Source organism: Bacillus cereus group sp. RP32, assembly GCF_040459735.1.
Taxonomy (GTDB): Bacteria; Bacillota; Bacilli; order Bacillales; family Bacillaceae_G; genus Bacillus_A; species Bacillus_A wiedmannii.
On the sequence record NZ_JARVHO010000001.1, the window covers coordinates 3,897,910 to 3,918,967 of the forward strand.

Below are 21,058 nucleotides of genomic sequence, written 5' to 3' on the forward strand. Positions count from 1 at the left end.
ATTTTTGTAGTCAGCTTTTTATTATTTTTTATTATACTTAGCAATGAATTCCGAAAGCTTCTTCAATTCCTCATCCGTACCTTTAAATACGCCTTTAGGCATTGAACCTTTTCCATCTTTCGCAATTTTAGCAATTTCTTCTGGCTTTAAAGTTAAATTTTGCAGTGCCGGTGCTGCTGCCCCGCCTTGTAAATTGTCACCGTGACATGTTAAACAAGTATTTTTTTGCATTAATTTATAGCCGTCATCATTTTTATCAACTGGTGCTGTTTTTACAATTGCTCCTTGTTTTTTTGCAGCTTCCCAGTCGTGGTGTGCTACAGATTCCCAAGTTAAAAAGATAATCGATGCAATTGCTAAAAGCATAAATCCAGTTGCTATAGGACGCTTCAATGGGCGTCTTTCTGGGCCTCGATCAAGAAATGGAGCTAACAATAATGCGCCAAACGCAATCCCTGGCATAATAAACGCTCCAATTACAGTAAATGAACCAGAAGCATAAGAATACTTTAATAACTGATACAAGAATAAGAAATACCAATCTGGAAGTGGTATATATCCGGCATCAGTTGGATCCGCCATTCTCTCAAGTGGTGACGGATGCGCCACTGTTAAACATAAATAACCGATTAAAAAAACTGCACCAACCATCCATTCTTTTAACAAGAAGTTCGGCCAAAACGCTTCTGTTTTTCCTGGGTATTCAGAATAGTCTTTTGGAATATTTGGTTTCCGAGCTACTGGTACCCGAGAATCTCCTACAAACTTCATCCCTTTGCCGCGATGCATAATCTCCCTCCTTTAGTTCTTTCCCCTTTAATTTAGCAATCTCTTATAGCGGACCGGAAATACCTTGTTTGCGAATCATGATGAAGTGGAAGGCCATTAAACCTAGAAGTGCTGCTGGTAAGAAGAAGACGTGAATAGCAAAGAAGCGAGTTAATGTTTGAGCGCCAACAATTTCGGAATGACCAGCGAGTAATGTTTTAATATAAGGACCAATGAGCGGCGTTTGCTCTGCAATTTGAATCCCTACTTTCGTAGCAAATAATGCTTTCATATCCCACGGTAATAAATATCCGGTAAAACCAAGACCTAACATAACAAAGAAAATAAGAACACCAACAATCCAGTTTAACTCACGAGGCTTTTTATACGCACCCTGGAAGAAAACTCTAAGTGTATGTAAAAACATCATTACAATGACGAGACTAGCGCCCCAGTGGTGCATACCACGAACAATTTGCCCATATGCAACTTCATTTTGTAAATAATAAACCGATTCCCAAGCATTTTTAATATCAGGCACATAATACATCGTCAAAAACATTCCTGATAAAATTTGAATTACAGTAACGAAAAAGGTAAGTCCTCCAAAGCAATAAACGAATGCAGAAAAGTGATGTGCCGGGTTTACATGTTCAGGTACTTCATGATCAGCGATATCACGCCATATTGGTGTAATATCTAACCTTTCATCTACCCAATCATAAATTTTATTTAGCATCTACTTTGCACCCCCTTTTGGCTTCGCTTTGCCTAAATACAGCGTTCCATCTTTTACTTTGGACTCGTATACATCAAGCGGAGCAAGGGGCGGCGTGCCTTTAATGTTCATCCCGTCTTTTGTGTAACGGCCCCCGTGACATGGACAAAAGAATTGATTCGGATGTGCTTTGTCCGAATTCCAGTTAACTGTACATCCTAAATGTTTACATACTGGAGAGAACGCAACAATGTCTCCGCTTTCATCTTTATGAACCCAAGCTGATTTTGGCTCTTCGGACTTGTACCAACCATCAACCTGCTTCACCTTAAAGTCGAAACGTTTCGGCTCTGTTGTAATATCCTTTACTTGTGCAACAGCAACCATATCCGTTCCCGCTTCTTTTCTTAACACCGGATCAAGCGCAAATCGCGTCATCGGCATTAAAATACCCGCTGCCATAAAGCCTCCTACCCCTGTAAGGGTGTAATTTAAAAACTGTCTTCTTGATACACGATGTTCTTTCTCGCTCACGAAAATTTCCCCCCTCTATCAGAAATTGTCCCCTCGTGATAAATTATATAAAAAATAAAAACTAGGACACTATCATGATATAATACGCTTAGGTACAGGTCAATATCATACTACTCATAATAATAAGAACTTTCTGTTTATTGCTACTTTCCCCATTTTTCTTCTAACATCACCATTATATTTTTTATATGTGCATGAATAACTTCTCTTTTCGCTTGATCACTAAATTGTTCTAACGCTAATGAAGGAAACCAAAATAAATCTCCTTGTAACTCTTGCATATCTTCTTTCCATGAAAAATCACTTGTAACATAAGCAATATGCTTAAGACCTTGCTTTTGCAAATGATTTGTCCATTCTTGCAAACGACCTTTTTCATTTTTTTGACTTTCTACTAAATACGTAAATGCAGGTAGTAAAAGTACTCTTCCTTTATATTCTCTTTCCAACTCCATACTCAACAATTCGATAAATTCACCTTGTTCTACTACCATTTTCATTTCTTTTGCTGCCGAAATTGATAAAAGTGGTATAACACCAGTATCTACATACTCTCTTGCTTGCTCAAACTGCTCCACATCTTTTACACTCCATTTCAAATGTCTTCCCTCCCTTCATTTTCAAATGACAGAACTTTCACTTTATATATATTAAACCATACTAAAAGAGGTAAAAAAAGAAAAACTACCTATATTAAGGTAGTTTTTCTTAAAAAAGTCTGAAATTTGTAAAATTTTATGAATCCAAATGAATTCTATAGCATCTTTAACTCAGCTGTTAACTTATGAAACGCTTCCTTATCTTGCTTATCCAGCGCTTCATCAATTTGTTTCAAAAGACGTTCTCTTCTAAAAGAAAATACACTTTCTTCTAAAAATCTTTCTGCAAGTAAACGATCTTTTTCATTTACTTCAATATGCTTTGGTAAATACGGGTTTTCTTCTAGTACAGCTACATAATTGGCATTTTGAAACGATGATTTAAAATTGAGTTGAATATAAATATCTTCATCTCGATTTAAACGAATATCATGAAACGATTTTTCAGCATCTGTTGTCATAACATTTTGTTTAAAAAAGTGAAACGGTGTGTCTTTCACACAATTCGCGGACATCACTAAACCACGCGGACAATATTTTGCATGCTCTACGAAGTGGACTTTATGCATCAATTGGTCATGACTCATTAAATAATTCAAAATCCATACACATTCACGCTGTTTCAGTTGGTAATTATTCAAAAACCATTTTACAAAATCCTTCTTCTCGTTTACAGAAACAGGGGTATTCATAGCAATTAAGTCCCTCCTCTGTCTTTCTCTTTTCTTTTTAGATTCAAGAAGCGGTATTCAGTTTCCTTCCAACTTATGAAAAATCCTCTAAATTATATAACAATTCTTCAATATGAATTTGTGTCGGGTCTAGTTGTATTAACTGAGTAAATACTTCTTTCGCCTCTTTTCGCATACCTTCTTCCAATAAGAAATAACCGTACTCTTCCAAGAAGTCTGGATGATTCTTAAAAGAAGTATATGCACTTTCATAGTGTTTTAATGCATCCGAATACATTTCTAATTGTTTTTTTGCAAACGCAAGATCCCAAAGTAGTTGTGTATCTGGTTCTCCGCTATCAATCGCACGCTCTACAACTGCAATTAACTCTTCATATTTTTCTTGTTCTTTTAAGATATACGCATATTTTAATATCGCACCTAAATGTCCTGGATCTAACTCAAGCGCTTTTTGAAGCACTTCCTCTGCTTCCGCTATTTTTCCTAATTTCGCCGCAATGTTCGCTAATTCTACATAAAATGGTACAGAAAGCTCATCTACTTTAATTCCTTCTTGAAGTGTTTCATAGCTTTCTTGAAGCATTCCTTCTTTTTCATAGCTTTTCGCCAAATACATGTACAGCGATGCATACTCCGGATCTAATTCTTTTAGTTCTTGCCAAGCACCAATTGCTCTTTGGTATTCTTCACCTTGGTATAATGTGAAGGCATATCCAAATAATGAGTGGATATCTTTTTGTTCCTCTAAACCTGCTTCATAGTAAGAGATCGCTTCTTCCCAATTTCCAATCGCACTTAACGTTTCTGCGAGGCGAAGTGCAATGACAACACCACCCATGACTTTATGTTCTGCTAATAGCGACTCATAATGAGTGATTGCCTTTTGTTCTTCACCTTTACTACTATATAACTCTGCTAATCCAAACGTAATAACAGGTTCGTCAGGCATCATTTCTTTCGCCTTTAATAGTTTTTGTTCTGCTACATCATCGAAACCTTGCATTTGGAATAAATCTGCAACAAGTAATAACGATTGAACATATAAGTCATCATTTTCTGGAATATCATGAAGCACTTCAATCGCTTCATCTTCTTTGTCTAGATCAATATATAATTCTGCTAAAAATACAGTGAATTCACTTTCTTCCGGATACAATAAACGCAAGTCTTCTGTAATAGCTAACGCTTCATCCGTAAATCCAAGTGTATGATAATAGCGAGCGATATCATACTTCTCTTCATCATTCGCAATTTTTAATTGTTCTTTTAATAATTGTAATCCTTTTTCCGCTTCACCATTTTCAATATATGAAACAGCTTGTTCAAACTTTTGCATAAACGTCTCCTTTAATTCTAACAAATATTATTTTCTGTTCATTTACCCCGATTGGTGCGGGCTAATAATCAGTGAGGGGATGAGCATACTTCTTCTTGTACTTTCACTGATAACGATTCGAATATGACACCGATACCGCATTACTACTTTCTATTGTACCGTTTTCTTTCATTACCGTGCAAATAACTTCCCTTATTAATTATTAACACGTACGGATCAAGCTTTACAGGCCTTCATTTAAATAAAAAAGACTCCTATATTAGGAGCCTTCACAAACTCTTAAGAGTATGTTTCTTCTTTCTTTACTTGCTCGTTTACAAGCTCTTTCAATAATTCTATAATTTCATCATTTTCTTCTTTCAAACCGACAGTAATACGAATACCATCATGTATACCAAATGCAGCACCAGAACGAACAATATATCCTTTCTTCATTAATCGTTCGAAAGCCTCATTACCAGGAATACCGAGTTTTAAGAAAATGAAATTTGTTTGAGATGGATAATAGAATACGTTATATTCCTTACAAAATGCGTAATATTGATTTAATCCTTCTTCATTTTTTTTCACACATTCTTGTAAAAATACTTGATCTTCTAATGCAGCAAGTGCTACAGCCTGCGCTACAGTCGATGTATTAAATGGTAACCTTGCTACTTCTAGCTGCCCGATTAAATTCGCATTACCAACCGCATATCCGATACGGAAAGCAGCTAAACCATATGCTTTTGAAAACGTGCGTAAAACCATAAGATTTTCATACTCTTCAAGAAGTGGTAATGTTTGCGGATAGTCTTCTGCCCCCGCATATTCATAATATGCTTCGTCCATAATAACGAGCGCTGACTTAGGAACTGATTCTAAAAATGAAAGTAAGTTTTGTTTCTCTACATATGTACCTGTCGGATTATTCGGGTTACAAATCCATACAATCTTCGTTTTATCATCTACTTGCTGTAACATCGCATCTAAATCGTGAATGCCATCTTTAAGTGATACTTCACGAACTTCTGCTCCTTCAATAACAGCATGGTGATGGTATTGCGAGAATGTTGGGTTCGCCATTACAACATTTGTTCCTTCATGTAGTAATGCACGGCTAATCATTTGAATGACTTCATCTAATCCACTACCAAATAACAGTTGTTCTGCTTTGACACCTAACTGCTCTGCTACTTTTGTCCGAAGTTCAAATGCATATCCATCTGGATAAAGAGCGTATTGACTCGCTAAAGAAGTTAATGCTTCTGTTACGCGTGCTGAGCAACCGAATGGATTTTCGTTCGATGCTAATTTCACAATTTTTGATAATCCATATTCCCTTTTTACTTCTTCAATATTTTTCCCAGGTACATATGCTCTCAAAGTTAACAATTGCTCTTTCACTCTCATTTTTCTTCCCCCAGTCGTTTTATTCAATTCAATTACAATAAGGTTGTAATCTCTCACTGCAATCGTTTATCTTAACCGTCACTATTACGAGGATACCTTTAAACAAGCACTTCTTAGCTCTTAAACCATATCCTTTTGAAATGCCTCTAACGCAATATGAACAGTCTCATCTGGAATAGATACGACATTCACTACCCCATATTCCTGCATTAACACCATATGAATTGCTCCAGCGTTCGCTTTCTTATCTTGTTTCATTAATTGAACGAGACGCTCTACATTCAAATCACTTGGCATTTTTGGATATCCGTACTTTAAGAACCACTGCTTCATCTCTTCATAAGAAAGATTAACCTTGTACACTTGCTCACTTAAAAACAAGGCAAATAACATTCCAACCGCTACTCCGTCACCGTGAGTAATATTTCCATATCCTAGTTCTTTTTCAAGAGCATGGCCTAACGTATGTCCAAAGTTCAAATGAGCACGTACACCTTTTTCTGTTTCATCTTGCGATACAATGTTTGCCTTTACAGGAATCGCCTTCGTTAATATATGGATTAATTTCTCATCACGAAGATTTGCTAATGTTTGCACTTCTTCTTTTAGCCAATGATACAGCTTTACATCACCAATAAGAGCATGTTTTATCACTTCTGCATAACCTGAACGCCACTCTTTTTCAGGAAGAGACTGTAAAAAAGGCGTATGATATACAACTGCTTCTGGTTGATGGAATGCCCCTATCATATTTTTACCTAACGGGTGATTAATTGCTACTTTCCCACCTACTGCGCTATCGTGAGCTAATAAAGTCGTTGGAACTTGAACGAAGCGAATTCCACGCATAAACGATGCAGCAACAAAACCAGCTAAATCTCCAATCATCCCGCCTCCAAGTGCAATAATTAAAGAATTTCTATCTAATTTATTTTCAAGAGCTGACGTATGAGCCGCATAGAAATTTTCAAAAGACTTCTCTTTTTCGCCACTCGGTACGACAAATGAAAATACTTTTTGCTTTATTTGCAATGCATCTACAACTGTCTGTAAATGTAAAGTTGCAACAATTTCATCTGAAATGATCATGATGTTTGATACAGATGGCTGCATGTTTTGAATGATTGTTGTCAAATGTGACAACGATTCTTTTCCTACATGTACATCATATTCTTTTGATTTCGTTTGAATATGTATGTTTCCCATTAAAATCCCCTCGCATATTCATTATGTTTCTCAATATTTTCACGAATAAGGTCCATACGATCTAATCCGAATTGTTCTATTAAAGCTGTCGCTAATTCCCATGCTACAACCGCTTCTGCAACGACACTAGCTGCTGGAACAGCACAACTATCTGAACGTTCAATACTTGCTGTAAAAGGCTCTTTCGTATCAATATCTATACTTTGAAGAGGTTTATATAGTGTAGGGATCGGTTTCATCACACCACGCACAACAATTGGCATTCCAGTCGTCATACCGCCTTCTAATCCACCTGCATTATTTGTTCTTCGTGTATATCCATGTTCCTCATTCCACAGAATTTCATCATGAACTTCACTTCCCGGTCTATGCGCTGCTTCAAAACCAATTCCAATCTCGACGCCTTTAAAAGCATTAATACTCATAATTGCAGCTGCTAATTTTGCATCCAGTTTTCGATCATAATGCACATAGCTACCGACCCCAATTGGCATTCCTTCCACAATCACTTCAACGATTCCACCTATTGAATCACCATTTGCTTTCGCATCATCAATTGCTTTCATCATTTGGTTACCTGCTTCTTCATCTAAGCAACGTACAGGTGATGCTTCTGTAATACTTTTTAATTCTTCAATTGAACTATACGTAATTTCCTGAGCCTCAACACCGCCAATTTCAATTACATGGCCCGCCACTGTAATACCAAGTTCTGCTAACACTTTTTTAGCAACCGCACCAGCAGCAACACGCACTGTCGTTTCGCGTGCTGAAGAACGTTCCAGTACATTTCTCATATCTCTATGACCATATTTAATCGCACCATTTAAATCAGCATGCCCAGGTCTTGGTTTTGTTACTTTCCTTTTCATTTCTTTTTCTTCTTGTTCCGTTAAAGGCTCTGCGCCCATAATTTTTGTCCAATGTGCAAAATCACGATTTTCAACAACAAGTGCAATTGGAGAACCTAATGTCTCTCCATGTCTAACACCACTTACAATCTGCACTTGATCTGTTTCAATTTGCATGCGTCTACCACGCCCATGCCCCTTTTGCCTTCTAGCTAACTCTTCATTTATATCATCCGCTACTAAAGGCAGTCCTGCCGGAACACCTTCTATAATCGTTGTAAGTTGTGGACCATGAGATTCACCAGCTGTAATATATCGCATACGTTATTCCTCTTTTCGTATATGTATTTATCCCGCTATATTAAGCAATGATATTATCTTTCCTTACTCTAAAAATATGAAAGAAATTATATATTTGATCAGCCATTCGCTTATTCTCCGATAGGCCTTTTACTTTACATATCAATATATCATAACAGCTCTAACTTCGTAACTAATTGAAACAAAAAAAGTGCAAGAAGAATACCCCTATTCTCCTTGCACTTTCTACTATTATCACAGTGATTAAAGCGTTTACAAATTATTTCAAAATAATTAGTAAATCCATTCGTTCATTAATTTTGAGTAGTCAACTAATTCTTCTTCCTTAAAGAAAATAGCAATCTCGCGCTCTGCACTTTCTAACGAATCAGAACCATGGATAATGTTTTTCGCAACAGTTACACCGAAATCTCCACGAATTGTTCCAGGAGCTGCTTCATGTGGTCTTGTTTTACCCATCATGTTACGAGCTGTATCTACTACACCTTCACCTTGCCATACCATTGCGAATACAGGTCCAGATGTAATAAAGTCCACTAATTCACCAAAGAAAGGTTTTTCTGTGTGCTCAGCATAGTGTTGTCCAGCAATTTCCGGAGTGACTTGCATTAATTTTGCACCAACTAATTGAAAGCCTTTTTTCTCAAAACGAGCTACGATTTCCCCAATGAAGGCACGTTGTACACCGTCTGGTTTTACCATTAGAAATGTTTTTTCCATAAAAAATCTCTCCACTTCTGAATTATGTATGTAATTGTATATCCCCCCACACATATTAACACCCTTATCACAATTGCGCAATAGTTTTGAAATAGAGAGATTATTTTATTTTTTAGAAAAAACACTAAAATTTTCGTTTCCCAATATACTTTGCTACATTTTGTAATGCATACTTCGCTTGTCCACGCGGAAGTGGTTTTATGATTTTTAATGCTTTATGTAAATAACGTTCACTAAACGCAAATGCTTGATCAATAGCGTCACTATTTTTTACAGCCTCAATAATTTCTTTCATTTCGTCCGCTGTTGTATTTTCATGTACAGATGTGATTTTCTTACGAAGCACGGGATCTTCCATAGCGTATAGGGCAGGAAGGGTAATATTCCCTTGTAACAAATCACCACCAGCAGGTTTTCCAAGCTTCTCTTCTGTGGAAACGAAGTCTAAAATATCATCAATAATTTGATACGACATTCCTACAAAATACCCATACCAAAATAGTCGATTTACCGTATCACGATTAGCGCCAGCAGCAATTGCTCCTAGTTGACAACTCGCAGCAATTAATAATGCTGTTTTTCTCTTTATTCTTCTTAAATACGTTCGTAAATTTTGGTCATAATTGTATTTATCTTTAATTTGTTCAATTTCACCTTTACAGACTTCTAAAATGGTATGCGATAGCGCCTGATGCGCCTTTGGGATTTCGATATTTGTAATACATTCAAGAGACTTAGCAAACAAATAGTCCCCTGTATACATTGCAATACGATCTCCCCATTTCGCATTCACAGTTGCACTACCACGTCGTAAAAATGCAGCATCAATAACATCATCGTGAACAAGAGAAGCCATATGAATAAGTTCTAACGCAACAGCTACATGTTTAATTGCATCTAACTTATAATCTCCAAATTTCCCCGCAAGCAACACAAATACAGGACGAATTCGCTTCCCACCAGCTTCAATAAGTTGTAATGCCGCCTCTTCTACCAATGGCTGTTCAGAAGCAACTGTCTTTTTTAATTCTTTTTCTATCACATTAATATCCGATCGTAAAAAAGAGTACATAAGTTGTAACTTCATATTGTTCACCTTAACCTAAAACTTCTTTTTTCTATTTTCTATTTTCTATTTTGATTCTGGTTTCATACCTAAGTGCATCGCTGCTACCCCAAAAGTAAACGGCTTCACTTGTACACGTTCAAGTCCAGCTTTTTCGAACATATTAGCCAATTCTTTCATACCTGGGAATGTACTAGCAGATTCTTGTAGCCATGAATATTCTTTATAACTTTTTGCAAATAACTTTCCAAATAACGGCATGATATATTTAAAGTATAAAATATATCCTTGTCGAAAACCAATCATTGTTGGTTGAGATGTTTCTAAACAAATTACTTTTCCACCTGGTTTTACTACACGCGTCATTTCTTTTAATACGTGCATATAATCCGGTACGTTACGTAAACCAAATCCAATCGTTACATAATCAAATGTGTTATCTTCAAACGGAAGTTCCATTGCATTCCCGTGTAACAGTTCTACTTGTTTTAATTGTAACGCCTCTACCTTTTGCTTACCGACAGATAACATATTTTCACTGAAGTCTAAACCGACAACCTTGCCCTGTTCACCTACCGCTCCAGCTAGCGCAATTGTCCAGTCCGCTGTCCCGCAGCATACATCAAGAGCCTTGTTACCTGGTTTTACATCCATAATGCGCATCGTCTCTTTACGCCACGCTTTATGTCTTTGAAAACTAATTACAGAATTCATCACATCGTATTTATCAGAGATTTTCTCAAATACATCATGTACTCTTTCTTCTTTTGATTGTTGCATGCTCGTACCTTCTTCCAATGTAAAATTGCTTATGTCTTCGATTTATCTCTTAACACAGAGTTTATATCGCTTATATCTGTGTGGTTTTTCAAATATTGATTTTCTTTCTTTCTGAGTTCCATCACCCATCCATTGATAACTGTTTCTGCATCCGCTTTATCGTTCAAAATCTCTTGAATAGCTTGAAAAACAGGTGAATGTTGTTTATCAGCGTATCGTTCACATTCTTTTTGAAGACGATTTTTTCCAAGTACATACGTTATAAACGGCTTCCAATGAGATAAATGAAAATGATCACATGTTTTTTGTAAGAGTGCAGACTCAATCGTTACTACACTTCCCATTATGTCATCCATCGTTTTATGTGCTTTTTGATATAACATTATTTTGTGCTCATTAATTTCTTTAATTCCTTCAGCAAGCGCACGAATTAAAACAATATCACGATTCATAGACAATAAGTAATAATATAACCCGCTATAGTAATCTCCAGCAAGCACTGTTAACTGGCGACGTTTATGCGATTCATTCGCTTCTTCCCCTGCCTTATTTGATACTCTTTCATGTGTATCAAGCGCAATTTGAACAAGCATAATCGTTACTACATAATGCTCAATTTGTTCTATATGTAATTTTGCACTTTTTAAAGCACCATATAACAATGCTATTTTCTCTTCATCAATATATGGTTCTTCAATATAGTTTATAAAATAAGGATGGCGTAATTTCTCCATCAATTTCTCTCTTATACCCGCATACCCTCCGTAGATGTCACACACAAAAATCACCCTTGTTTTCTAATTCATAAAACTTATTATAACACATTCATTCTATTTTCTATAACCAAAACTTGGCTACTCTTTCCAAACTTCCACCGAATGAAATAACATCTTCCATTCTTGTAAGTAGTCTTTCTATTCTCACTCTGTCTTCCTAAAACTATATCATTTATTTACAAAAAAAAAAAAAAGAAAAGCAGTTTCCCACTTTTCTTTACTTCGTTTTAATAAAAGATAAAATTTCACTACGTGCCGCTGCATCATTTTCTAACACACCACGTACCGCTGTTGTTACAGTTTTCGCGCCCGGCTTTTTCACACCACGCATCGTCATGCACATATGTTCCGCTTCTACTACTACCATTACACCATGCGGTTCTAGTACTTCCATAATAGAGTTCGCTACTGTTGATGTAATACGTTCTTGCAGTTGTGGACGACGTGCAATTGTATCTACAGTTCGAGCTAATTTACTTAACCCTGTCACTTTTCCGCCTTGCGGAATATATGCAACGTGAGCAACTCCATAGAATGGAACTAAATGATGCTCACACATCGAATAAAACGGTATATCTTTTACTAGTACAAGCTCCTCGTGATCTTCTCCGAACACTTTATGCAAATGTTCTTTCGGATCTTCATGCATACCCGCGAACACTTCTGCGTACATTTTTGCCACACGCTTTGGTGTATCAAGTACTCCCTCACGATTTGGGTCATCTCCGATTGCCTCTAAAATAAGGCGTACTGCATGTTCAATTTGTTCTAAATTAACTTTTGCCATCCGCTAGCCCTCCCGAAAACCTAAAAGTGATACGAACACATTCTAGCATATTTATGTTTTTAAAAGCAAAAAGAAGAGTTCCCAAAAAGGAAACTCTTCTTCCCTGTTAATATGTAAGGATTATTTAACCGCATCTTTTAACGCTTTACCAGGTTTGAATGCAGGTACTTTACTTGCAGCGATTTCAATCTCCTCACCTGTTTGTGGGTTACGACCTTTACGAGCCGCACGCTCACGAACTTCGAAGTTACCGAATCCGATCAGTTGTACTTTATCACCTTGTTTTAAAGCTTCTAAGATAGAATCAAAAACAGCGTCTACTGCTTTTGTTGCGTCCTTTTTAGAAAGGGAACTTGCTTCTGCAACAGCATTGATTAAATCTGTCTTGTTCATGCCATTCACCTCCTCCCAAAGATAAGACTGTATAATGATCATAAAATGAGTCTTACTTTCATTTGTAGGCAATTTTTACAAATTCTATACTACAAAGATGTAGATAAATCATTATCAACGCCTATATTATACGATTCTCCTTTATAATTCAATATTTTTAAGGAAATTGTTACTCTTAAACTGTGAAAATCTGATGAAACTTGACAATTTACAACAATATATTAGATAATGACTGTTTATTTTGCTATTCTATACGCGAAAATCAAAAAAAATCCCTCTACGATGAGAGGGATTTTTTCTTATAATATAATCGCAATTAATCCGCCAGATCCTTCATTAATAATTCTTTCTAGCGTTTCTTTTAATTTATATCTCGCATTTTCTGGCATTAAAGATAGTTTCGCTTGAATGCCTTCTCGAACAATAGAGCTAAGTGAACGTCCGAATATATCAGAATTCCAAATTGATAATGGATCATCTTCAAAATCCTGCATTAAATAACGAACTAATTCTTCACTTTGCTTTTCAGTACCAATGATTGGCTCAAACGTTGACTCCACATCTACTTTAATCATATGAATAGACGGAGCTACAGCTTTTAATTTCACACCAAACCTTGAACCGTGACGAATAATTTCCGGCTCATCTAAGCTCATGTCAGCTAACGCAGGCGCTGCTACACCATATCCTGTTTGCTTTACCATACGCAGGGCATCCGCCACTTGATCGTATTCTATTTTCGCATGAGATAAATCGAGCATAAGCTTTAATAAATGATCTTTCCCTCGAATTTCTACTCCTACTACCTCTTTTAAAATTTGATCATATAATTCATCTGGTGCATATAAATCAATCTCTGCTACACCTTGCCCCATATCAATGCCAGCTAAGCTCGCTCGATCAATAAATTCATACTGACTAAACTGCCAAACGACACGGTCCACATCACGAAGACGTTTTATATCCTTCACAGTCTCTTGAACAGCTTCTTGATAACTTTGGCGTAACCAATGCCCTTCATTTAACACCATCACCCAGCTCGGAAGGTTAACATTCACTTCTAAAACCGGGAACTCAAATAAAGCCTCTCGAAGCACATTGTACACATCTGTTTCCCTTAAACTTTCTACACTCATCGCAATGACTGGGATATCATATTCTTCAGATAAACTTTGGCGCAATTGCTCTGTATCTGGATGATACGGCTGTACAGTGTTAATGATCATAATGAAAGGTTTTCCGACTTCTTTTAACTCATTTACTACGCGTTCTTCTGCCTCTATATAATCTCTTCTTGGAATTTCACCAATCGTTCCATCTGTTGTAATTACAACACCAATTGTGGAATGTTCTTGAATTACTTTACGTGTTCCGATTTCTGCAGCTTCATGGAATGGAATAGGTTCTTCATACCAAGGAGTATTAATCATGCGCGGGCCATTCTCATCTTCATAGCCTTTTGCTCCTGGAACCGTATATCCAACGCAATCTACCAATCGAATATTCACTTCAAGACCTTCATCTACTTCGATAGAAACCGCTTGGTTTGGAACAAACTTCGGTTCCGTCGTCATGATTGTACGACCAGCAGCACTTTGAGGCAGTTCATCCTGCGCCCTTTGACGGTCAGACTCATTCTCAATATTAGGAATAACTACAAGTTCCATAAATTTTTTAATAAATGTTGATTTCCCTGTTCGAACAGCTCCTACAACTCCAAAATAAATATCACCGCCTGTGCGTTCCGCAATATCTTTAAAAATATCTACCTTTTCCAAGTGATTCCCTCCCTCAATATTTTTGGGAATAATTCCACATTTATAGTCAACTAATACCTTCTCTAACGTTGCCTATAATATCTGATATAATATAATGGTATTCTAGAAGTTCGGACAATATATCATATAATTTTGTCCAATTTCATATGACTATTAAAAAATACCTTTTGTTTGCATCGCAAGTTGTGTAACATAAAAAACCTTTCTTCTAGAACTTATTCACTAAAAGAAAGGTTCATGACTTATGATTTTAAAAAAATTGGTTCTCCATTCTTTACCGTATACGGTAAAGAATACGCAGGTACAAATGGAGAATCTTTCGAAAGTATATTCCGAATATCTTCCCCTTCCTTAAATTGCCCTTCATTTTTTTTCAACGCTTCATATAAGTCGATTCGATAATCAACATAAATTTCTCCCTTTTCATTGATTACAAAAGGAAGCCCTTTACCAGAATACGGACTTGTCACTTGCGGCACATCTTTATATCCTAGTTTTTTGAAATCTAATTCATACACACCATCTGAAATTACCTTTTTAAAAGGCGGATATTGATGTTCATCCCGATACATCCTAAGCTTTAATGATAATTCCTGGATTTGTTCAGCCATCCTAACATCAATTAACTTTACTGTCGGGTTTGTTTCAACGTCTATTAATACGTATTGGTATACTCCTCCGCTTTCATACGCATTTCCTGGCGCTTCTTGTATGTAACGCGGAGCAATCTTTTGAAAATCGATTGGATACTTTTGATAAATAGGCGTACTCATATCCCGCGTCTTAATTGGCAATATCCCCTCATTTTGCTCCTTAAATGTCACTACAGCTTTTTGAACAACCTGTATCTGATCTTCATAAGGAACAGCATTTTGTTTCATATTTTCTTTCGGATACAGACATCCTGTTAAAAGGCTCATACAACAAAATATTAAAATAATATGGACTTTTTTCACTAGCAATCACCTTTTCATACTAATATAACTTGCTCCGTATGTAGCATTTTCGAGACCATTCCCTTTACTGCTGTACAGGTCCACTAAATACAACAAGAAAAATAACAATTCCTGACACAATCATAAGGGTGTACGCTACTAACGCTGTAATCCCTTTCAAAAATTTATTCTTTATTTTGTATCTACTTAGTAAAATAAAACTTACTGCAAAAAACATAAATCCAATTGCACCTAAAGCAAACCACATTTTTATGAGCCCTTCTGACATATACACACCCCTTTTTATTAATCTATTTTTATACTATTTTAACAAATTAAAATCTTTAAACAAATACAAAAAGAACATTTTACTACAAATTACGAATATATAACTTTAATCAACAGGTTTTTTCGCATCTTCCACTAATCTAAATAAAAATAAAACCGAAGCGAGTATATCTCTCGCTTCGGTTGACCAAATATGCCCAAAACAGCTCTATTCCCATACTTTCATGGCTATCATATGCAATCTACAAACTCTTTGTTTCTTATATCTTATTTTTTAAACATTTTGCTTAACGAACCAAAATCAGCGGGCATATTATTGTTAATAATCGCTTTTACAATTTGATCCTCTTGTTCTTTCGGCACTTCACGTCCTGCCATAAGAGCCACTTGATGAATCAATTGACGAAGCACAGTCTCATCACGTAAATTCGCATTCTGTACAGATGATGCTAATTTAAAAATATCTTCTTTATTCACTTTCGCTTCTTTTTCAATGTTATTAAAAATGTTATTATCCATTCTTTTCACCCTCTCCTCAAGTTACTCTTCATCCTATGCAAAATTAAAAAAATGGTGAAAAGACCCATAAAAATAAAAAGCGACAGAAGTACAAATGTACTTCTGTCGCTTTTCTTTAAAGTAAGTCAGGTATAGCTTCCACTTCATGTTTTCGAACACGTCCCATTAATGAGCCTACTGCATCTTTCACATTATTCCCATTGAATAGCACGTCATATAAAGCAGCTGTAATCGGCATTTCAACTTCCATTTTCTCTGCTAATTCGTGAGCAGCTTTCGTTGTTCTTACACCTTCTACAACCATACCCATGCTTTCTAACACCTCTTCTAAAGAGTGTCCTTTTCCAAGCATATTTCCAGCGCGCCAATTTCGGCTATGAACACTTGTACAAGTTACAATTAAGTCTCCCATACCAGTTAGACCAGCAAACGTTAATGGATTTCCGCCCATTTTTCTTCCTAAACGAGCAATCTCCGTTAAACCACGTGTCATTAATGCCGCTTTCGCATTATCACCTAATCCAAGTCCATCAGTTATCCCAGCAGCTAATGCGATAATATTTTTTAACGCACCACCAAGCTCAACTCCAACGATATCTGGATTTGTGTATACACGGAAGTAACTATTCATAAACAAATCTTGTACTTCCTCAGCCGCTTCCATACGCTTTGCTGCAGACGTAACAGTTGTCGCTTGACGTAAACCAACTTCTTCAGCATGACTCGGTCCAGATAGTACAACAACATCTTTAATCAAGTCCTCTGGAATTTCTTCCTCAATCACTTCCGAAATACGTTTTGATGTACCAGGTTCAATCCCTTTACTTGCATGAATCCAAGTAGTCGGACCTGCTACATATTTCTTCATATCTTGTAATACCTCTCTATACGCTTTCGTTGGTACTACAAGAAGTACTACATTTACATCTACTAATGCTTCTTCTAAAGAAGAGTAGGCTGCGATTGTGCTTGGCAATGTAATTCCTGGAAGGTATCGACTATTCTCATGTTTTGTATTAATCTCATCCATAAGTTCAGAACGATTTCCCCAAATACGTACATCATGTCCATTGTCAGCTAATACCATCGCTAACGCTGTTCCCCAGCTACCTGCTCCAACTACTGTGATTTTTGTCATAAAATCACATCCTCTCCATTAGTCTCTTGCTCTAGCGATAATGTGAATCGGCGTTCCTACAAAACCGAACGCTTCACGTAAACGATTCTTTAAGAAGCGCTCATATGAAAAGTGCATTAATTCTGTATCGTTTACAAATATAACAAATGTTGGTGGTTTTACCGCAACCTGTGTCGCATAGAAGATTTTCAGACGGCTACCATTATGAGTTGGTGTTGGATTCATCGCTACCGCATCCATAATTACATCATTTAATACGTTCGTTTGAATACGGATACTATGGCTTTCATTTACTTCATTAATAACTGGTAATAATGTTTGTGTACGTTTTTTCGTTTTCGCAGATAAGAATACAATCGGTGCGTACTCTAAAAATTGGAAATGAGCACGGATGTTTTCTTCAAATGCTTTCATTGTTTTTTCATCTTTTTTCACTGCATCCCATTTGTTTACGACGATAATAACAGCACGTCCTGAATCATGAGCATATCCAGCAATTTTTTTATCCTGTTCAATAATTCCTTCTTCTCCGTCTAAAACGACTAAAACAACGTCAGAACGTTCAATCGCTCTAAGTGCACGAAGTACACTATACTTTTCTGTGCTTTCGTATACTTTCCCTTTTTTACGCATACCAGCTGTATCGATGATTACATAATCTTGACCATCTTTACTATATGGTGTATCAACAGCATCACGTGTCGTTCCCGCTATATTACTTACAATTACACGTTCTTGACCAAGAAGTGCATTTACAAGTGATGATTTCCCTACATTTGGACGTCCAATTAAAGAGAAACGGATTGTTTCATCATCATACGCTTCTTCTTCAATCTTTGGAAAATGATTTGCAGCTTCATCTAACAAATCACCAAGTCCTAAACCGTGTGTACCTGAAATCGGGAATGGCTCGCCAAATCCTAATGCATAAAAATCATAAATATCACTACGCATTTCTGGATTATCAACCTTATTTACCGCAAGTACAATTGGTTTTTTAGAACGATATAAAATTTTAGCAACTTCTTCATCTGCTGCAGTTACACCATCGCGACCATTCGTCATAAAAATGATAACATCTGCTTCATCAATCGCTACTTCCGCTTGTTGACGAATTTGTGTCAAGAACGGCTCGTCTCCAATATCAATTCCACCTGTATCAATAATGTTAAATTCATGATTTAACCATTCTCCCGCACTATAAATACGGTCTCGCGTTATACCTGGTATATCTTCTACGATTGAAACTCTTTCTCCAACAATTCTATTGAAAATAGTAGATTTTCCTACGTTCGGGCGGCCTACTATTGCTATTACTGGTTTCGGCATATACTTTCATCCTTTCAACTTGCTTCTGTTTATTATGTAAAAATCCCTTCTTTGTGCAAGAAGGGATTTGCATTCCAGAATATTTCTCAGCGTATCAAAACACCTCACATTATACCACACGTTACTAATGTTTCACAATAATATATACATTCTCTTGTAAGCGATGCGCAATACCATCTAAAATTGCCTCTAAATTATTTGCAACAAATTCTAACTCATCTGTCGATTCACAAGTAAACAAAGGGGCACCACCAGCAAATTTCTCCGGCGTTGTTGTAATAACCGCGAGAATTACACTTTCTAACATCATCTTTTATCTCCCCTTCCTTTCGGGGCTTCCGATGACATATGAACAGCACTTTCTAACGTCGGCACATTCCCTATGACACCTATCGCTTTCTCTGCATCTTGATCTTGTGGCAAGACAAAAATCCCAACCCTACCATCTTCTAAATCACGCTTTGCTAGCGGCACAAGCGCTGGCGTACCAGAATCTCTATAAATCCCTAAAGCAACAGAAACATCATGTAAAATAGCTTGTCGTTGTCCTAAGTTTGAGATTGTCACCATCGCATCAATTGTTTTCGGCCTTAAAATAAAGCCCATTCCATATTTCATAATTTCCTTTTGCCTTGCTGGTAATCCAATATTCATAATGTAAATATTATCAATATACAGCCCTGCTCCTTCAAAACGAAGTGGAACATGCTCGATATCAACAAGATCATGTAACCTTCTGCCAGACATTAATTTTTTCGCGATAATAAATGCGATTATAGCCATAATTACTCCAGCAATCCATGAATGGAATCCTATATACGCAAACGTCGTTGCAAACGACGTTAACATCGCCAAATAGTTTCGACTTTCAAAAACTAATGCAATCCCTTCAATATATGTATTTCCACGCGGTACGAGCTCATATCCATCTAATTGTTGAAGGGTATTTCTTTCCATATTACGCACATCACGAAACTGTGTTGCTGCTAATGTAAGAAATGTAATAGCAGAAAAATCTTTTTTCAAAATTGACGGAATCGCAATCGCTCCTAAAGCCGCTGCAATTAACCCCATCGCAACGTGAATAATTTTCCCGTGGAGCCTCGTCGGATACTGACGCGTATCTGTGCGGAGCATTAGCACTCTCGTTACTGTCCCCGCTATTACTCCGCATAAAATGGCCGGTGTATATTCAGTCATGTATTACCCTCGCCTTTCTTTTACGTGATTTCCTCTTGAACCGTTCCATGTATACTGATGCTTTTGCAATCCAAAACAAAATTGTCATGAAAAATGTAGCAACGGCGACGATATCAAAAAACGCTAAACTTCCGTAATCATAAGGGAAATGTAGTTTTCGAAAAATAAGTGTCACTAACAATTCCCCCTGTAACATTCCTATATAAAGAGAACATAATCGTAATATGCGATCCTCATGCAATAAAACCGATGCATACACAAGAGCACCACTTACCAAAAACAACCTGTCCACCACAATCCAAATCGGATCATATACTTCTAACAAATGAAAACTTGTATATAACATTGCAATAATAAGTGCCGAAAGTAAGCTATATAATTTTTTCCAAATAGAATATAGTGCGATTCCTATAAAAGCAACAATACAAAGCAAAAGTGCATTTACTGATACCGTGAATGAAGCAATCGTTACATGTAACGGAGAGCAAATAATAAAAATCAATATACAAGCGCTTATCTTCCACCGCATAGAGTCCTTTTTCATAAAAAAAGTTACAATAATCCACCCTATCCAAGCTAAAAAATAAAAAGTACTCCCTTCCATCATTTCACCTCCTATGTTTTCCATTATGGGAACTTTTTATGAAAGTTAATCCACTTTCTTCGCGCATAGTTTTTTCATATAACAGCAACACTTTTAATAAGGAGGTGCTATTCATTATGGGTAAAGATCGTCAAGAACGAAAACTAAGAGAATCACGACGCGTTGAATCTGATCGTGACCAATCACTACAATATCCGGGTGCAACTGGACTGGATACACCCGAGCAAGCCCGAAAACAAAATCAGCACTAATGAACACAAAAAGACGGTTTCGATATTGTACGAAACCGTCTTTCACATAATTATTTTAATGTTTTTTACTTATATCA

Annotated in this window: 25 protein-coding genes; 1 reads left to right on the forward strand and 24 read right to left on the reverse strand. The window is 36.6% G+C overall.

Going from position 1 to position 21,058, the window contains the following annotated elements; all coding sequences use genetic code 11:
* Positions 1-21 precede the first annotated feature (21 nt).
* From qcrC to QCI46_RS20145, 24 genes are all read right to left on the reverse strand, one after another.
* Positions 22-789: a menaquinol-cytochrome c reductase cytochrome b/c subunit gene (gene qcrC, locus QCI46_RS20030; protein WP_353841246.1), complete on the reverse strand. Its 768-nt coding sequence runs from the start codon at positions 787-789 to the stop codon at positions 22-24.
* 43 nt (positions 790-832) lie between these two features.
* Positions 833-1,507, reverse strand: a complete 675-nt coding sequence (gene qcrB, locus QCI46_RS20035) for a menaquinol-cytochrome c reductase cytochrome b subunit (RefSeq protein WP_000932700.1) — start codon at positions 1,505-1,507, stop codon at positions 833-835.
* Complete coding sequence (gene qcrA / locus QCI46_RS20040; protein ID WP_001290419.1) at positions 1,508-2,020, reverse strand: menaquinol-cytochrome c reductase iron-sulfur subunit; 513 nt, start codon at positions 2,018-2,020, stop codon at positions 1,508-1,510.
* A gap of 143 nt (positions 2,021-2,163) precedes the next feature.
* On the reverse strand, positions 2,164-2,619 hold the full coding sequence (locus tag QCI46_RS20045; RefSeq protein WP_353841247.1) for a YpiF family protein: 456 nt from the start codon (positions 2,617-2,619) through the stop codon (positions 2,164-2,166).
* A 155-nt stretch (positions 2,620-2,774) separates the two neighbouring features.
* Positions 2,775-3,311, reverse strand: a complete 537-nt coding sequence (locus QCI46_RS20050) for a ReoY family proteolytic degradation factor (RefSeq protein ID WP_001095922.1) — start codon at positions 3,309-3,311, stop codon at positions 2,775-2,777.
* A gap of 73 nt (positions 3,312-3,384) precedes the next feature.
* Entirely contained in the window at positions 3,385-4,647 is a 1,263-nt protein-coding gene (locus tag QCI46_RS20055; RefSeq protein ID WP_001168667.1) for a tetratricopeptide repeat protein, read from the reverse strand.
* Between the two features lie 279 nt (positions 4,648-4,926).
* On the reverse strand, positions 4,927-6,039 hold the full coding sequence (hisC, locus tag QCI46_RS20060; protein WP_353841248.1) for a histidinol-phosphate transaminase: 1,113 nt from the start codon (positions 6,037-6,039) through the stop codon (positions 4,927-4,929).
* 120 nt (positions 6,040-6,159) lie between these two features.
* Positions 6,160-7,245 (reverse strand): 3-dehydroquinate synthase, encoded by a 1,086-nt coding sequence (aroB, locus tag QCI46_RS20065; RefSeq protein ID WP_353841249.1) that lies wholly within the window; start codon positions 7,243-7,245, stop codon positions 6,160-6,162.
* The gene (gene aroC, locus QCI46_RS20070; protein WP_353841250.1) at positions 7,245-8,417 is read right to left on the reverse strand and encodes a chorismate synthase; all 1,173 of its coding nucleotides are present in this window, start codon (positions 8,415-8,417) and stop codon (positions 7,245-7,247) included. Before aroC ends, aroB begins: the two co-directional genes overlap by 1 nt.
* A 273-nt stretch (positions 8,418-8,690) precedes the next feature.
* Positions 8,691-9,137 (reverse strand): nucleoside-diphosphate kinase, encoded by a 447-nt coding sequence (ndk, locus tag QCI46_RS20075; RefSeq protein ID WP_000415885.1) that lies wholly within the window; start codon positions 9,135-9,137, stop codon positions 8,691-8,693.
* Positions 9,138-9,261: 124 nt separating this feature from the next.
* Positions 9,262-10,224 (reverse strand): heptaprenyl diphosphate synthase component II, encoded by a 963-nt coding sequence (gene hepT / locus QCI46_RS20080; RefSeq protein ID WP_353841251.1) that lies wholly within the window; start codon positions 10,222-10,224, stop codon positions 9,262-9,264.
* Between the two features lie 45 nt (positions 10,225-10,269).
* Complete coding sequence (gene menG / locus QCI46_RS20085; RefSeq protein WP_001187661.1) at positions 10,270-10,983, reverse strand: 2-heptaprenyl-1,4-naphthoquinone methyltransferase; 714 nt, start codon at positions 10,981-10,983, stop codon at positions 10,270-10,272.
* A gap of 29 nt (positions 10,984-11,012) precedes the next feature.
* Positions 11,013-11,762 carry a heptaprenyl diphosphate synthase component 1 gene (locus QCI46_RS20090; RefSeq protein ID WP_327957780.1) on the reverse strand — a complete coding sequence of 250 codons (750 nt, stop codon included), beginning with the start codon at positions 11,760-11,762 and terminating at the stop codon, positions 11,013-11,015.
* A gap of 214 nt (positions 11,763-11,976) precedes the next feature.
* Entirely contained in the window at positions 11,977-12,546 is a 570-nt protein-coding gene (gene folE, locus QCI46_RS20095; RefSeq protein WP_001151478.1) for a GTP cyclohydrolase I FolE, read from the reverse strand.
* A 120-nt stretch (positions 12,547-12,666) separates the two neighbouring features.
* Positions 12,667-12,939 carry an HU family DNA-binding protein gene (locus tag QCI46_RS20100; protein ID WP_001043860.1) on the reverse strand — a complete coding sequence of 91 codons (273 nt, stop codon included), beginning with the start codon at positions 12,937-12,939 and terminating at the stop codon, positions 12,667-12,669.
* 299 nt (positions 12,940-13,238) lie between these two features.
* Entirely contained in the window at positions 13,239-14,717 is a 1,479-nt protein-coding gene (gene spoIVA / locus QCI46_RS20105) for a stage IV sporulation protein A (protein ID WP_000416519.1), read from the reverse strand.
* 242 nt (positions 14,718-14,959) lie between these two features.
* The gene (locus QCI46_RS20110; RefSeq protein ID WP_000755477.1) at positions 14,960-15,673 is read right to left on the reverse strand and encodes a hypothetical protein; all 714 of its coding nucleotides are present in this window, start codon (positions 15,671-15,673) and stop codon (positions 14,960-14,962) included.
* Positions 15,674-15,737: 64 nt separating this feature from the next.
* Positions 15,738-15,941, reverse strand: a complete 204-nt coding sequence (locus QCI46_RS20115) for a DUF2768 domain-containing protein (RefSeq protein ID WP_001288995.1) — start codon at positions 15,939-15,941, stop codon at positions 15,738-15,740.
* A gap of 266 nt (positions 15,942-16,207) precedes the next feature.
* On the reverse strand, positions 16,208-16,459 hold the full coding sequence (locus QCI46_RS20120) for a stage VI sporulation protein F (RefSeq protein ID WP_000369753.1): 252 nt from the start codon (positions 16,457-16,459) through the stop codon (positions 16,208-16,210).
* A gap of 115 nt (positions 16,460-16,574) precedes the next feature.
* A complete protein-coding gene (locus tag QCI46_RS20125) occupies positions 16,575-17,597 on the reverse strand; it encodes an NAD(P)H-dependent glycerol-3-phosphate dehydrogenase (protein WP_000161769.1) in 1,023 nt (340 codons plus the stop codon).
* An 18-nt stretch (positions 17,598-17,615) separates the two neighbouring features.
* Positions 17,616-18,926 carry a ribosome biogenesis GTPase Der gene (gene der / locus QCI46_RS20130; RefSeq protein WP_001125888.1) on the reverse strand — a complete coding sequence of 437 codons (1,311 nt, stop codon included), beginning with the start codon at positions 18,924-18,926 and terminating at the stop codon, positions 17,616-17,618.
* A gap of 124 nt (positions 18,927-19,050) precedes the next feature.
* Positions 19,051-19,236, reverse strand: a complete 186-nt coding sequence (locus QCI46_RS20135; protein ID WP_000979052.1) for a capping complex subunit for YIEGIA — start codon at positions 19,234-19,236, stop codon at positions 19,051-19,053.
* A complete protein-coding gene (locus QCI46_RS20140; RefSeq protein ID WP_353841252.1) occupies positions 19,233-20,126 on the reverse strand; it encodes a YIEGIA family protein in 894 nt (297 codons plus the stop codon). Before QCI46_RS20140 ends, QCI46_RS20135 begins: the two co-directional genes overlap by 4 nt.
* Positions 20,119-20,730 (reverse strand): YphA family membrane protein, encoded by a 612-nt coding sequence (locus QCI46_RS20145; RefSeq protein ID WP_353841908.1) that lies wholly within the window; start codon positions 20,728-20,730, stop codon positions 20,119-20,121. Before QCI46_RS20145 ends, QCI46_RS20140 begins: the two co-directional genes overlap by 8 nt.
* Positions 20,731-20,846: 116 nt before the next feature.
* Between QCI46_RS20145 and QCI46_RS20150 the strand changes: the two genes are divergently transcribed.
* On the forward strand, positions 20,847-20,981 hold the full coding sequence (locus tag QCI46_RS20150; RefSeq protein ID WP_000513900.1) for a YpzI family protein: 135 nt from the start codon (positions 20,847-20,849) through the stop codon (positions 20,979-20,981).
* The last annotated feature ends 77 nt before the right edge of the window (positions 20,982-21,058 follow it).